This is a genomic window from Leclercia tamurae (assembly GCF_025566055.1).
Classification (GTDB): domain Bacteria; phylum Pseudomonadota; class Gammaproteobacteria; order Enterobacterales; family Enterobacteriaceae; genus Enterobacter; species Enterobacter tamurae.
Window position 1 is genome coordinate 196369 of record NZ_JAMHKS010000078.1, and the last position, 14778, is coordinate 211146.

Consider the following 14778-nt stretch of genomic DNA (forward strand, 5'->3'; position numbering starts at 1 on the left):
GTTTGTGTGGGTCCGGTCATGTTGGATGTGGAAGGTTATGAGCTGGATGCGGAGGAGCGCGAGATTCTGGCGCATCCGCTGGTGGGCGGCCTGATCCTGTTTACGCGCAATTATCACGATCCGGCGCAGCTGCGGGAGCTGGTACGCCAGATCCGCGAGGCTTCTCATCACCGTCTGGTGGTGGCGGTGGATCAGGAGGGAGGCCGCGTGCAGCGTTTTCGCGACGGGTTTACCCGTCTGCCCGCAGCCCAGTCCTTTGCAGCGTTGCTCGGCCTGGAAGAGGGCGGCAATCTGGCGCAGGAGGCCGGCTGGCTGATGGCCAGCGAGATGATCGCCATGGATATTGATATCAGCTTTGCCCCGGTACTGGATGTGGGCCATATCAGCGCCGCCATCGGGGAGCGTGCTTATCACGAGGAGCCGCAGAAAGCGTTGCAGGTCGCCACCCGCTTTATCGACGGGATGCACGAGGCTGGTATGAAAACCACCGGCAAACACTTCCCGGGTCATGGTGCCGTTACGGCGGATTCTCATAAAGAGACCCCGCGCGACCCGCGCCCAGAGGCGGAGATCCGCGCCCGGGATATGTCGATTTTCAAATCGCTCATTACCGACAACAAGCTCGATGCCATCATGCCTGCGCATGTGATCTACACCGATGTTGATCCGCGTCCGGCCAGCGGTTCACCGCACTGGCTGAAAACCGTCCTGCGTCAGGAGCTGGGCTTCAACGGCGTGATTTTCTCTGACGATTTGTCCATGGAAGGGGCGGCGATCATGGGCAGCTATGCGGAACGCGGTCAGGCGTCGCTGGATGCGGGTTGCGATATGATCCTGGTCTGCAATAATCGTAAAGGCGCAGTGAGCGTGTTAGATAACCTGTCGCCGATCAAGGCTGAACGTGTTACACAATTGTATCATAAAGGTTCTTTTAGCCGTCAGGAGCTGCGGGATACAGCACGCTGGAAATCGGTGAATGCGCAGCTTGAGGCGCTTCATGAGCGCTGGCAAGCGCATAAAGCGGGGCAATAACCCCTCCTGGCAAGCGTAGTGTGGCGAGGATACGATGATCATCTATTTGCACGGTTTTGATTCGAACAGTCCCGGTAATCACGAGAAGGTCCTGCAGTTGCAGTTTATCGACCCGGATGTGCGGCTGATTAGCTACAGCACGCGTCATCCGAAGCATGATATGCAGCATCTGCTGAAGGAAGTGGACAAAATGTTGCAGCTGAATATCGACGAGCGTCCGTTGATCTGCGGCGTCGGCCTGGGAGGATACTGGGCGGAGCGGGTTGGTTTCTTGTGTGATATTCGCCAGGTGGTGTTCAATCCAAACCTGTTCCCGAACGAGAACATGGAAGGCAAGATCGACAGGCCGGAAGAGTATGTCGATATCGCCACCAAGTGTGTCAGCAACTTTCGCGAGAAGAACCGCGATCGCTGTCTGGTGATCCTCTCCCGCAACGATGAGGCGCTAAATAGCCCGCGTGCCGCGGAGCTGCTGCACCCTTACTACGAAATTGTCTGGGATGAAGAGCAGACGCATAAGTTCAAGAATATTGCCCCCCATCTGCAGCGCATCAAAGCGTTCAAGACCTTAGGTTAATTCCTGATTTCACCTCAAGCCCGGCCACGTGACGTGAGCCGGGCTCTCTTTTTGCTAAGCTTGAGTGAATTTTAAGCGGCAAAACTTGATGCACATCAATTTTGGTATGACCAATGCACCGAACATGTTATTCTCATGACAGTTGAATGGTTTCAGTGATGTAACTTGTTGTTAACTAAAGGTTATTTTCATAACTTTTAGTTAACAATTGGTTAATAATTTAGGGGGTCACGTTGACTACACCATTGAAAAAGATAGTGATTGTGGGTGGTGGTGCTGGCGGTCTGGAACTGGCTACGCAGTTAGGTAAGAAGCTTGGACGCGGTAAAAAAGCCAAGGTTACGCTGGTCGATCGCAACCACAGCCACCTGTGGAAACCGCTGCTGCACGAAGTGGCTACCGGTTCACTGGATGAGGGCGTTGACGCGCTGAGCTATCTGGCGCATGCACGCAACCACGGCTTCCAGTTCCAGCTGGGCTCGGTGATGGATATCAACCGTGAAAGCAAAACCATTACCCTGGCTGAGCTGCGCGATGAGAAGGGCGAGCTGCTGGTACCGGAGCGCAAGCTGGCGTATGACACGCTGGTAATGGCGCTGGGCAGTACCTCTAACGACTTCAACACCCCGGGCGTGAAAGAGCACTGCATCTTCCTCGATAACCCACACCAGGCGCGTCGTTTCCATCAGGAGATGCTCAACCTGTTCCTGAAATACTCCAATAACCTTGGCGCAAACGGCAAGGTGAACATCGCCATCGTTGGCGGCGGGGCGACCGGCGTGGAGCTCTCTGCGGAGCTGCATAACGCGGTCAAACAGCTGCACAGCTACGGCTACAAAGGGTTAACCAACGACGCGCTGAACGTGACGCTGGTGGAAGCCGGTGAACGTATTCTGCCTGCACTGCCGCCGCGCATCTCCGGCGCAGCTCACAGCGAGCTGACCAAGATGGGCGTACGCGTTCTGACCCAGACCATGGTCACTAGCGCCGATGAGCAGGGTCTGCATACCAAAGATGGCGAACACATCAAAGCCGATCTGATGGTCTGGGCCGCGGGCATCAAGGCACCTGATTTCATGAAAGAGATTGGCGGTCTGGAAACCAACCGCATTAACCAGCTGGTGGTTGAGCCGACGCTGCAAACCACCCGCGATCCGGACATTTACGCTATCGGTGACTGCGCCTCCTGCGCGCGTCCGGAAGGCGGGTTCGTACCACCGCGCGCTCAGGCCGCTCACCAGATGGCCAGCCTGGCGCTGCATAATATTCTGGCGCAGGCGAAAGGCAAAACCCTGAAGAACTACGTCTACAAAGACCACGGTTCCCTGGTGTCGCTCTCTAACTTCTCCACCGTCGGCAGTCTTATGGGCAACCTGATGCGCGGTTCGATGATGGTAGAAGGGCGTATCGCACGCTTCGTCTATATCTCGCTGTACCGTATGCACCAGGTTGCGCTGCACGGTTACTTCAAAACCGGGCTGATGATGCTGGTTGGCAGCATCAACCGCGTGATCCGACCGCGTCTGAAACTGCACTAAGAACCAAGCCCCTCCGCGCTCGCCGGAGGGGCTTTTTCAGCATATCACACTGCTAATTCCCCCTCAGAAGCCTAAGAGTTCTCCTAATCAGGCTGTTTTCCCGCTTCTTCCCACATTTTTACTCCCTTATCTGATTTGCTAACGACCTGCTTTGGTTGCAGAATTGTTACTAATAGCAATAAAAAGGAGGTTGTCCCATGAATAAATCCATGGTGGCAGGTATAGGGATTGGCGTGGCTGCCGCGTTAGGCGTGGCGGCAGTTGCCAGTCTCAATGTCTTTGAACGTGGCCCACAGTATGCGCAGGTCGTTTCGGCAACACCGATTAAAGAGACGGTTAAAACACCCCGTCAGGAGTGCCGGAACGTGACCGTGACGCACCGTCGTCCGGTGCAGGATGAAAACCGCATCGCGGGTTCCGTACTGGGTGCAGTAGCGGGCGGCGTGATTGGTCATCAGTTTGGTGGCGGACGCGGCAAAGATGTCGCCACGGTGGTGGGCGCGCTGGGCGGTGGTTATGCCGGCAATCAGGCGCAGGGCGCACTGCAGGAGCGTGATACTTACACCTCGACGCAGCAGCGTTGTAAAACGGTGTATGACAAGTCAGAAAAAATGCTCGGCTACGATGTGACGTACAAAATTGGCGATCAGCAGGGCAAGATCCGTATGGATAAAGATCCCGGCACGCAAATCCCCCTTAACAGTGATGGTCAGCTGGTACTGAATAACAAAGCATAAAAAAATCTGTTCTCTGCGTTTAGCTCCCCATTCGCTCAGGCTGGGGAGCTTTTTTTGCGCATAAAAAAGACCTTAGCAGCCGCGCGACTCACGGCAGGAATAAGGTCTTTCCGGGGTAGTGACTGGGCTACAGGGGTTACAGGTCAAACTCGTTATATTGTCTCAGTAATAAAAATCCTGTTATCAGGACAGACAAGAAAGCAAATAAAACTGACCCACCACATAAGACCCAGAGACCGAATAACAATGTGATCACCATTAACACCTTGAAAAATGGTAATAGCAAAATCATTTTTATTCTCCTTCTGAATGTGAATAGCCAGAACAGCTCCGTTATGACCTATGCGCCTAACCATTAGCACATCAATAATCACCCGTTAAGGATAGCAAGCGGCAGAGATGCGGTGATAGATTTTACCTATCTTTAAGCAGATTTGTCTGAAAGTGGGGCGGGAGCAGGGCGGAAAACCGCCCTGCGGATCAAGCTTTCAGGAGTTCAGGCCACAGGCGCAGGGTGATCTGCGTGATGGTCTGCAGTTTTTCCAGGCTGGCACCTTCCCGGGCGCTGATCGACATTCCCTGCAAAATGCAGCTCAGGTATTGGGCCAGTTTTTGCGGATCGCAGTGTACGGGGATCTCACCGCGCTGCTGGCGCTGTTCGAGGAACCGGCACAGCGTCTCCTCCTGCATCGCATGGCGCGATTTAACCGTGTGGGCAATCTCTTCTGATGACGCCGCCAGCGTGGCTGACGTGTTAATCATAAAGCAGCCTGCGGGCGTCTCTTTGCTGGTAAAACAGGTCGCCACCGCGGTGAAGTAGTCTTCCAGCGCATCTTCGACACGCTTCTCTTCGCAGAACAGCTGCGCTTCATGGCGGGCGGCGAAACGGCTGATATAACGATCCAGCACCGCGCGGAACAGCCCCTCTTTATTGGTAAATTCTGCATACAGCGTAGGCGCTTTAGCCCCGGTCGCTGCGACCAGGTCGGCCAGCGATGTGGCTTCATACCCATGCTGCCAGAACAGCGTCATGGCCTTATCCAGCGCCGCTTCCCTGTCGAACACTTTTGGTCGGCCACGGCTTTTCTTTGCGCAACGCGTGTCATCGGTTGTCATGAGCCGTTGTACCTCTGTTGGTTTGTTGAACGACCATTATAAAAATAATCCCTCTTTGCAGCCAGCGCTGAATTCATAAAATTAATTTCATTATATCAATATGAATTTTAAAGGTTTTAAATTTATTTTAACGATCGTTATAAAAAGAATTTGACCGTGATGCAGATCACATTTATCATTTAGTTATCGATCGTTAAGTTAATGCTTACGACATCCTATCACTTGCATAAGGTTCTTATCATGAAAAATGTAAAAACACTGATCGCCGCTGCCGTACTAAGCTCACTCTCGTTTGCCAGCTTCGCCGCTGTACAGGTTCAGTCTACCCCTGCCGATCAACAAAAAGTGGGTACGATTTCCGCGAATGGTGGGACTAACCTTGGCTCTCTGGAAAGCCAGTTAGCGCAAAAAGCGGAAGAGATGGGTGCTAAATCTTACCGTATCACCTCTGTTACCGGCCCGAACACCCTGCACGGTACTGCGGTGATCTACAAATAAGCATGGCTTAACCCTCATTAATGCCACTGCGAAAAAAAGCTCTGCGATTGCAGAGCTTTTTTTTATCTCTAAGGCTTACAGAGCCTGAACCTCCGAATGGCGAGTAACATCCACCGGCATTCCCGAGCGGGCTTCCATCGCACGCTCCATCACCGTTTCGTCTGCGCTGGCTTTAAAGCCCTGCTGGGCACCATTCAACACAATCGGCAAGGTCTGCGGATCGTCATTCAACTGTTTCGACAGGGGTTGATGTACCTCCACCAGCCGCACGCCGCCGGGCTCTTCCGACACCTTAATCGGCGTATTCATGATATTCACTTTGGTGCCAGGCTGGATGACGCGGAACAGCGTCTCGATGTCATTGTCACGCAGGCGAATACAGCCTGAGCTAACGCGCATGCCAATGCCAAAATCGGCGTTGGTGCCGTGCAGGAGATAAACGCCACCATAGGCCGCAAGGCGGATCGCATGATGCCCCATCGGGTTTTCCGGCCCGGCAGGCACTACCGCAGGCAGGTCAATGCCCTGGGCTTTATAGCGGGCACGGATATTGGCGGTCGGGGTCCAGGTGGGGTTAGCGCGTTTATCCGACACCGTGGTCACCATGGTTGGCGTCAGCGTATCGCCCCCCAGTTGGCCAATGCCGATGGGGTAAACCGTAACCTCATTTTTACCCGGCGGGTAGTAGTAGAGACGCAGCTCGGCAAGGTTAATCACAAGTCCTTCCCGCGGCGCATCGGGAAGCAGGGTCTGCAGCGGAATGGTCAACACGCTGCCCGCGCGGGGTACATAGGGATCCACGCCGGGGTTAGCCTGCAGCAGCGCCAGAAAGCCGACGTTATATTTTTTGGCAATCGCTTCCAGCGAGCCGCCGTCATTTTCCACCACATGAAAGCGGTTTTCGCCCACCAACCGGCTGCCCGCCGGGGGCAGGGGCCAGGTATTGGCCTGCACAGGCAGAGCAAGCGCCAGGGCCGAGAGCAGCGCAACCATCGATATCCAACGGGTAAAACGCGAAGTCGTCATCATCACCAGAATCCATAGCAATAAAGATTATTGTTATCTGAAAGTTAATCGATAATTATGGCGAATAGTCGTGTCGGGAAATCCAGGTGGATTGCAAAGAGTTGTAAATTGCGCGGGAAATAAGGCCGGGCGATCGCAGGATCGCCCGGGAGGGGTCAGGCGACGGCGTTCTCTTCCAGCTGTCGCATAAAGTTACGCACCCAGTCCATACGGATTTTCCGTTCCGCCAGGTCCTGGGTGAATTTCAGACGCGTCGGGCCGTCCAGGCGATAATGCTGAGGCTGTTTCTGCAGCAGGCCGATCAGCCACATCGGATCGACATGGTTCTTTTCAGCAAACTCAATCATGCCGCCTTTGTCATTCCCTTCCAGCTTGCGGATCCCCAGCTTCTGCGCCTGTTGGCGTAAACGGGCAATATCCAGCAGGTTGCGCGCCGGATCCGGCAGTAAGCCAAAGCGGTCAATCAGCTCCACCTTGATCTCGTTGAGGCTGGCTTCATCTTTGGCGCTGGCAATGCGTTTATAGAACGACAGACGCGTATTCACATCCGGGATAAAGTCATCCGGCAGCAGGGCAGGCATCCGCAGTTCCACCTCCGTTTGCTGGTTGGTGAGATCTTCCAGCGACGGCTCGCGCCCTGCCTTCAGGGCATCGACGGCGTTTTCCAGCAGCTCCATATACAGCTGGAAACCGATGGTCTCCATCGAGCCGCTCTGATCTTCCCCGAGCAGCTCGCCCGCACCGCGGATCTCAAGGTCGTGGGTCGCCAGCGCAAAGCCGGCACCCAGATCTTCCAGCGAGGCGATGGCTTCAAGACGTTTTTGCGCATCGGTGGTCATCGCTTTCGGATGCGGAGTCATCAGCCAGGCATAGGCCTGATGGTGTGAACGCCCGACGCGACCGCGAAGCTGGTGGAGCTGAGCCAGGCCAAAGTGATCCGCCCGCTCAATAATGATGGTATTGGCGGTAGGAATATCGATCCCGGTTTCGATGATCGTGGTGCAGACCAGCACGTTAAACCGCTGGTGGTGGAAGTCGTTCATCACCCGCTCCAGCTCGCGCTCGCGCATCTGCCCGTGACCGATGGCGATGCGTGCTTCCGGCACCAGCTCAGCCAGTCGGTCGGCCGCTTTCTGGATATTCTCCACGTCGTTGTAGAGATAATAGACCTGGCCGCCGCGCAGGACTTCACGCAGGATCGCCTCGCGCACCACCAGGTTATCGTATTCGCGCACGAAGGTTTTCACCGCCAGACGACGGGCCGGTGGAGTAGCGATAATCGACAGATCTCGCATGCCGCTCATCGCCATGTTTAAGGTACGCGGGATCGGCGTGGCGGTGAGGGTCAGGATATCGACATCGGCGCGCATCGCTTTGATCCGCTCCTTATGACGCACGCCAAAGCGGTGCTCTTCGTCGACAATCAACAGGCCGAGATCTTTCCACTTCACGTCGCTCTGCAGCAGCTTGTGGGTGCCGATCAGAATGTCGATTTTACCCTCGCTGGCCTCCTCGAGGATCTGCGCCTGTTCTTTGGCGCTGCGGAAACGGGACAGCATCTCAATGCGCACCGGCCAGTTGGCAAAGCGGTCGCGGAAGTTATCGTAGTGCTGCTGCGCCAGCAGGGTAGTGGGCACCAGCACCGCCACCTGTTTGTGGTTTTCTACCGCGAGGAAGGTGGCGCGCATCGCCACTTCGGTTTTGCCGAAGCCCACGTCGCCGCACACCAGTCGGTCCATCGCCAGGGGCTGACACATGTCGCTGAGCACGGCATTGATCGCCTGAGCCTGATCCGGCGTGGTTTCAAACGGGAAGCTGTCGCAGAACAGCTGGTACTGCTCTTTATCGTGTTTAAAGGCATAGCCGGTCTTCGCCGCGCGCTGAGCGTAGATGTCCAGCAGCTCCGCCGCCACGTCGCGTACTTTTTCCGCCGCTTTCTGCCGCGCCCGCGCCCAGGCGTCGCCGCCCAGTTTATGCAGCGGGGCATTGTCTTCTGCGCCGCCCGCGTAGCGGCTGATCAGGTGCAGAGACGACACCGGCACGTAGAGTTTGGCGTCGTTGGCGTACATCAGCATCAGGTATTCGCCCTTGATGCCGCCCGCTTCCAGGGTGGTCATCCCTGCGTAACGGCCCACGCCATGCTCGAGATGGACAATCGGCTGGCCGGGGTGCAGTTCCGCCAGGTTGCGGATCAGCGTGTCCGGGTTGATGGTGCGGCGGCTGTCCTGACGACGGCGCGCCACGCGTTCCCCCAGCAGATCGCTTTCACAGATCAGTGCCAGGTTATTGAGCGTATCAATAAAGCCATGCTCGGCGGCACCGATCATCAGATAGCGCCCGGTACCGCTGGCTTCGTCCAGACGCAGGATGCGTTTCGGCGCCACTTTGATGCGGCTGAGCAGTTCGCCCAACGCTTCACGGCGGCCTTCGCTTTCCACCGAGAAGATCACCGGCCCGGTAAAGGCCTCGAGGAACTTACGCAGGTTATCCAGCGGGGATTTATTCTGCGCCTGCACCGCAAGGTCCGGCAGCGGCTGATACGCCAGATTGGTGTTGGCGGCTTTGTCCGGCAGGTTGTCGGTTTTCAGCTGCACCCGCGGCCAGCGTTTCAGCTCGCTGAACAGCTCGTCGGTACGCAGCCACAGCAGCTCAGGCTCCAGCAGCGGGCGCATCGGATCCACGCCACGGTTCTCAAAGCGCGCCCGGGTTTCACTCTCAAAACGGTTGGCGCTGGCTTCCAGATCGCCGGTGTTGAGCACCAGGGTATTGGCCGGGAAGTAGCTGAACAGAGGAGGCAGTGGCTCGCTGAAGAACAGCGGCTGCCAGTATTCGATCCCCGTTGGCAGGGTGCCTTTACTCACCTGCTGGTAGATATGCTCCGCGTCGCGTTTAACCTCAAACTTATCGCGCCACTGGCTGCGGAACAGTTCAATGGCGGTTTTGTCGGTCGGGAACTCATGGGCCGGCAGCAGGTTGATGGCCTCCACTTCCTCCAGCGTGCGCTGGGTGTCGGCGTCAAACAGGCGCAGGCTGTCGATTTCGTCATCGAAGAAATCGAGACGGTACGGCAGCGCGCTGCCCATCGGGAAGAGATCCAGCAGGGCACCGCGGGTGGCGTACTCCCCGTGCTCCATCACCTGATCCACATGGCGATAGCCGGCGCTGTCGAGCTGGACACGCAGGGCATCCCGCGACAGGCGCTGGCCCTTTTTCATCACCAGCGCATGCCCGTGCAGATAGCTGTGCGGGCAGACGCGCTGCATCAGGGTATTTACCGGCACAATCAGCACGCCGCGCTGCATGGTGGGCAGCTGATAGAGCGTGGAGAGGCGCGAGGAGATAATCTCCTGGTGCGGCGAGAAGCTGTCGTAGGGCAGGGTCTCCCAGTCGGCAAGACTGGTGACCAGCTGATCGGTAAACTGGCGGATCTCATCATGCAGGCGCAGGGCGTTTTGCATGTCCGGCGCGACCAGCACCACCGGTCCCTGATGGCGCTCGGCGATCTCTGCAACCAGCGTGGCGCAGGCTGCCCCGGTCAGTTCACCCAACTGGCGTTGGTCGCCCGCTTTGCCGGGCAGGGAAAAACGATATTGTTCAGGCATGGCTTTGTCAGGATCTCTTATTGGGCATATCACTGATACACAATGTCTTTATTATCCTTGATCGTTTTACATTAGCAAATCGTAACCGCACACAGCGTGAAAAGCCCCTTCAGGGGCGCTAGCGCGTGGCCTCAGCCGGGGTCAGACGGGCAGGCGGCGTAAAGAAGAAATCCCCGGTCAGCGCAGTGGAGAGTTTACGCGCCCCCAGTCCTACCAGGGTGCAGACCAGCAGGCTGGCAAACGGGTAGATCAGCACCAGGGTCAGCTCTGCCCACACCGGCCAGGTTCCGCTGTTCAACTGGTGGATCATAACCAGGCTGACCCCTTCGATCAGGATGCGGTGGGTGGTGTAGATGGCAATGGTGTTCGAGCCCACCACGTTCAGCAGGTTGTCAGGCCCCACGGTGAAACGCTGCTCAAGGCGGTAGAACAGGGCCATGATCAGCAGAATCGACAGCAGCGACAGCGGCAGGGGAACGCCGACGAACCACAGCACGACGGAGACCACCCCGAACGCCGCCACCGCCAGCGCGTCACGGCGCCAAACCCGGGTCTGCATCCACGCCATCAGCTGCACCCCGTACCAGGCCCCGAGGCTGTAATAGATCATATTGCGCACCACGCTGTTCATCCCCCACCACGGCAGCGGCAGGAAGTTGATCGCAATGCTGACCAGGGCCAGCAGCCCGATGAGCGGCAGCTTCCAGCGGCTCAGCAGCTTGCAGAGGGTGAAATAGACCACCAGGGCGTAGAGATACCACAGGCTGGTGCTGGCGGTGAGCATCCCGGTGATAAAGCCGGTCAGCGAGTCGGCATAGGCGGCGTTCGAGGCGGTGTTCAGGTCCCGCTCCGGTGCCAGCCAGGCATTGAGATGGGTTAGCGCCTGCCACTGCAACACGCCCCACAGCGCCAGCACCCAGATGATGCTCCAGAGCCGTTTGTCGAGGCAGGTTTTCCAGTCCACCTCATCAATATAGCGTCGGACCAGATACCCCGAGATAAAGAAGAACACCGGCATGCGGAAGGGGGCGAGATAAAGATTGAACGTCACCCAGCATTTAGCGAGCAGCACCGAAAGCGGAGCGTGCAGCGACTCAAGGTGGGGATAAAAGGTGATCACCGAGTGGTAGATCACCACCAGGCAGATGCACAGCCCTTTTATCTGGTTAATCCATAGTGCTTTTTGTTTCATCGCTTACCGGGTCCTCTGTTTTTATCGTCATCGAACGGGTAAGTGTGTTGAGCGGCTGACAGGATGTAACGGGTAAGAGTCTGTAAGCGGATGATTTTCAGAAAAACTGCAAAGGACGCGGTATTGAAGGGAAGGGTCAGTCAGCGGTTACTGCCTTGATTTAACCTGTTTTTTCGGATAATTGATTAGCAAAGCTTCGGGTATCAGTCATTTACCCTCAGCGGATTCGCTTATATACTCGTGGGTCTGCTACCAGCAAACAGACGGATTTCATGTACCAACCTGTCGCACTATTCATAGGCTTACGTTATATGCGTGGGCGCGCCGCGGACCGCTTCGGTCGCTTTGTCTCCTGGCTTTCAACCATTGGCATTACGCTAGGCGTGATGGCGCTGGTGACGGTGTTATCCGTCATGAACGGCTTTGAGCGCGAGCTGCAAAATAATATTCTGGGGCTGATGCCGCAGGCCATCCTCTCATCCAGCAACGGGTCGGTGAATCCGCAGCAGCTGCCTGAAAGCGCCGTTAAGCTGCAGGGCGTGAGCCGCGTGGCGCCGATCACCTCCGGTGATGTGGTGCTGCAGAGCGCACGCAGCGTAGCGGTCGGGGTGATGCTCGGCATCGACCCGGCACAAAAGGACCCCCTTACGCCATTCCTGGTTAACGTCAAGCAAAGCGATCTGGCTCCCGGTCAGTACAACGTGATCCTCGGTGAACAGCTTGCCGGACAGCTCGGCGTTAACCGCGGCGATCAGCTGCGGGTGATGGTTCCTTCCGCCAGCCAGTTCACCCCGATGGGGCGTCTGCCAAGCCAGCGCCTGTTTAACGTTATCGGCACCTTCGCCGCCAACAGCGAAGTGGACGGCTACCAGATGCTGGCCAATATCCAGGACGCGTCGCGCCTGATGCGCTACCCGCTCGGCAATATCACCGGCTGGCGTCTGTGGCTCAACGAGCCGCTGAAAGTGGATGTCCTGAGCCAGCAAACCCTGCCGGAAGGCACCAAGTGGCAGGACTGGCGCGAACGTAAGGGCGAGCTGTTCCAGGCCGTGCGTATGGAAAAGAACATGATGGGCCTGCTGCTGAGCCTGATCGTGGCGGTCGCCGCGTTTAACATTATTACTTCCCTGGGCCTGATGGTGATGGAGAAGCAGGGCGAAGTGGCAATCCTGCAAACTCAGGGCCTGACGCCGCGGCAGATCATGGCGGTATTTATGGTCCAGGGTGCCAGCGCCGGGATTGTCGGTGCGCTGCTCGGGGCGGTGCTCGGCACCTTGCTCGCCAGCCAGTTGAACAACCTGATGCCGATCATTGGCGCGTTGCTTGACGGCGCGGCGCTACCGGTAGCCATTGAGCCGCTGCAGGTCGTGGGTATCGCCCTGGTGGCGATGGTCGTTGCCTTACTCTCTACGCTTTATCCTTCATGGCGCGCTGCCGCCACCCAACCCGCTGAGGCTTTACGTTATGAATAAGATCCTGTTGCAATGCGACAACCTGTGCAAACGCTATCAGGAAGGCACGGTGCAGACGGACGTCCTGCACAATGTCAGCTTCAGCGTCGGGGAAGGGGAGATGATGGCCATCGTCGGCACCTCCGGCTCCGGGAAAAGTACCTTACTGCACCTGCTCGGCGGGCTGGATACCCCGACCTCCGGGGATGTGATCTTCTCCGGCACGCCGCTGAGTTCGATGTCCTCGAGCGCCAAGGCCGATCTGCGTAACCGCTCCCTGGGCTTTATCTACCAGTTCCACCACCTGCTGCCGGACTTTACGGCGCTGGAAAACGTGGCGATGCCGCTGCTGATCGGCAAAAAGAAACCGGCTGAAATTAACGCCCGTGCCAGCGATATGCTGAAAGCGGTCGGGCTCGGCCATCGCGGCAATCATCGCCCGTCGGAGCTCTCCGGCGGTGAGCGTCAGCGTGTGGCGATTGCCCGTGCGCTGGTCAACAATCCGCGCCTGGTGCTGGCAGACGAACCAACCGGTAACCTCGACGCCCGTAACGCCGACAGCATCTTCCAGCTCCTCGGGGAGCTGAACGCTTCTCAGGGCACCGCATTTCTGGTGGTGACCCACGACCTGCAGCTGGCAAAACGCATGTCCCGCCAGCTGGAGATGCGTGACGGTCATCTGAATACCGAGCTGACGCTGATGGGAGCGGATTGATGGCTTCACCGTTATCGTTACTCATCGGCCTGCGTTTTAGCCGGGGTCGTCGTCGCGGCGGCATGGTGTCGCTGATCTCTGTTATCTCCACCATCGGTATTGCACTGGGGGTGGCGGTGCTGATCGTCGGCCTCAGTGCCATGAACGGCTTTGAGCGTGAGCTGAATAACCGCATTCTGGCAGTGGTGCCGCACGGTGAAATTGAGCCGGTGAACCAGCCGTGGAATAACTGGAACGACGCGCTGAATAAAGTGGAAAAGGTGCCGGGCATCGCCGCCGCTGCGCCATACATTAACTTTACCGGGCTGGTGGAGAGCGGGGCGAATCTGCGCGCTATCCAGGTGAAAGGCGTTAATCCCCGTCAGGAAGAGAAACTCAGCGCGCTGCCGCAGTTTATTCAGAAGGATGCCTGGGCCAACTTTAAAGCCGGTGATCAGCAGATCATTATCGGCAAGGGCGTGGCCGATGCGCTGAAAGTGAAGCAGGGCGACTGGGTGTCGATCATGATCCCGAACGCCAGCGCCGATCATAAGCTGCAGCAGCCGAAGCGCGTGCGTCTGCACGTGACCGGTATTCTGCAGCTCAGTGGCCAGCTGGATCACAGCTTTGCCATGGTGCCGCTGGAAGATGCACGTCAGTATCTCGATATGGGCAGCAGCGTCAGCGGGATCGCCCTTAAGGTTAACGACGTCTTTAACGCCAACAAGCTGGTGCGCGATGCCGGGGAAGTGACCGACAGCTATGTCTACATCAAGAGCTGGATCGGCACCTACGGCTATATGTACCGTGATATTCAGATGATCCGCGCCATTATGTATCTGGCGATGGTGCTAGTGATTGGCGTGGCATGCTTCAACATCGTCTCCACCCTGGTGATGGCGGTAAAAGACAAGAGCGGCGACATCGCGGTGCTGCGTACGCTCGGGGCAAAAGACGGTCTTATTCGTGCCATTTTCGTCTGGTATGGTCTGCTGGCAGGGCTGTTTGGCAGCCTGTGCGGCGTGGTCATCGGCGTGGTGGTGTCGCTACAGCTGACGCCGATTATCAACGGCATCGAGTCCCTTATTGGCCATCAGTTCCTGTCGGGCGATATCTATTTTATTGACTTCCTGCCATCCGAATTACACTGGCTGGACGTTTTTTATGTGCTGGTTACAGCACTTTTACTGAGTCTGCTGGCAAGCTGGTATCCGGCGCGTCGCGCAAGCCGAATTGATCCGGCGAGGGTATTAAGTGGCCAGTAATTACGTCATGGTGTAGCGGTCGTAAGGCCGCTATATCAGAAAGAGGAATG

Annotated in this window: 12 protein-coding genes; 8 read left to right on the top strand and 4 right to left on the bottom strand. The window is 57.0% G+C overall.

All coding sequences use genetic code 11. The annotated features are described in order from the left end of the window. Positions 1–6: 6 nt before the first annotated feature. The 4 genes from nagZ to M8318_RS20840 all read left to right on the top strand — a co-directional run bounded on the left by nagZ (position 7) and on the right by M8318_RS20840 (position 3884). Positions 7–1032 (top strand): beta-N-acetylhexosaminidase, encoded by a 1026-nt coding sequence (gene nagZ / locus M8318_RS20825; RefSeq protein WP_262664333.1) that lies wholly within the window; start codon positions 7–9, stop codon positions 1030–1032. Between the two features lie 34 nt (positions 1033–1066). Further along, positions 1067–1609, top strand: a complete 543-nt coding sequence (gene ycfP / locus M8318_RS20830) for an alpha/beta hydrolase YcfP (protein WP_262664334.1) — start codon at positions 1067–1069, stop codon at positions 1607–1609. 233 nt (positions 1610–1842) lie between these two features. Continuing rightward, positions 1843–3147 (top strand): NAD(P)/FAD-dependent oxidoreductase, encoded by a 1305-nt coding sequence (locus M8318_RS20835; RefSeq protein ID WP_166182157.1) that lies wholly within the window; start codon positions 1843–1845, stop codon positions 3145–3147. A 197-nt stretch (positions 3148–3344) separates the two neighbouring features. Then, entirely contained in the window at positions 3345–3884 is a 540-nt protein-coding gene (locus M8318_RS20840; protein ID WP_106992753.1) for a glycine zipper 2TM domain-containing protein, read from the top strand. Positions 3885–4364: 480 nt separating this feature from the next. Here M8318_RS20840 and M8318_RS20845 read toward each other — a convergent pair whose 3' ends face one another. Further along, complete coding sequence (locus M8318_RS20845; RefSeq protein ID WP_106992754.1) at positions 4365–5000, bottom strand: TetR/AcrR family transcriptional regulator; 636 nt, start codon at positions 4998–5000, stop codon at positions 4365–4367. Positions 5001–5240: 240 nt separating this feature from the next. On the opposite strand from M8318_RS20845, the gene bhsA reads away from it, so the two are divergent. Further along, positions 5241–5498 (top strand): multiple stress resistance protein BhsA, encoded by a 258-nt coding sequence (bhsA, locus tag M8318_RS20850; protein ID WP_106992755.1) that lies wholly within the window; start codon positions 5241–5243, stop codon positions 5496–5498. A 75-nt stretch (positions 5499–5573) separates the two neighbouring features. On the opposite strand, the gene ldtC is transcribed toward bhsA, so the two are convergent. The 3 genes from ldtC to M8318_RS20865 form a co-directional block, all read right to left on the bottom strand. Then, complete coding sequence (ldtC, locus tag M8318_RS20855; protein ID WP_225759063.1) at positions 5574–6527, bottom strand: L,D-transpeptidase LdtC; 954 nt, start codon at positions 6525–6527, stop codon at positions 5574–5576. 152 nt (positions 6528–6679) lie between these two features. Continuing rightward, complete coding sequence (gene mfd / locus M8318_RS20860) at positions 6680–10126, bottom strand: transcription-repair coupling factor (protein ID WP_262664335.1); 3447 nt, start codon at positions 10124–10126, stop codon at positions 6680–6682. Positions 10127–10244: 118 nt separating this feature from the next. Then, positions 10245–11318: an acyltransferase family protein gene (locus tag M8318_RS20865; RefSeq protein ID WP_262664336.1), complete on the bottom strand. Its 1074-nt coding sequence runs from the start codon at positions 11316–11318 to the stop codon at positions 10245–10247. Positions 11319–11590: 272 nt separating this feature from the next. Here M8318_RS20865 and lolC point away from each other — a divergent pair, with 272 nt between their 5' ends. Genes lolC through lolE form a run of 3 tightly spaced genes read left to right on the top strand, consistent with a single transcriptional unit; the run spans position 11591 to position 14728 of the window. Continuing rightward, positions 11591–12790: a lipoprotein-releasing ABC transporter permease subunit LolC gene (gene lolC / locus M8318_RS20870; protein ID WP_262664337.1), complete on the top strand. Its 1200-nt coding sequence runs from the start codon at positions 11591–11593 to the stop codon at positions 12788–12790. Beyond that, positions 12783–13484 (top strand): lipoprotein-releasing ABC transporter ATP-binding protein LolD, encoded by a 702-nt coding sequence (gene lolD / locus M8318_RS20875; protein ID WP_106992760.1) that lies wholly within the window; start codon positions 12783–12785, stop codon positions 13482–13484. Before lolC ends, lolD begins: the two co-directional genes overlap by 8 nt. Further along, complete coding sequence (lolE, locus tag M8318_RS20880; protein ID WP_262664338.1) at positions 13484–14728, top strand: lipoprotein-releasing ABC transporter permease subunit LolE; 1245 nt, start codon at positions 13484–13486, stop codon at positions 14726–14728. The genes lolD and lolE overlap by 1 nt, the downstream gene beginning before the upstream one ends. Positions 14729–14778 lie beyond the last annotated feature (50 nt).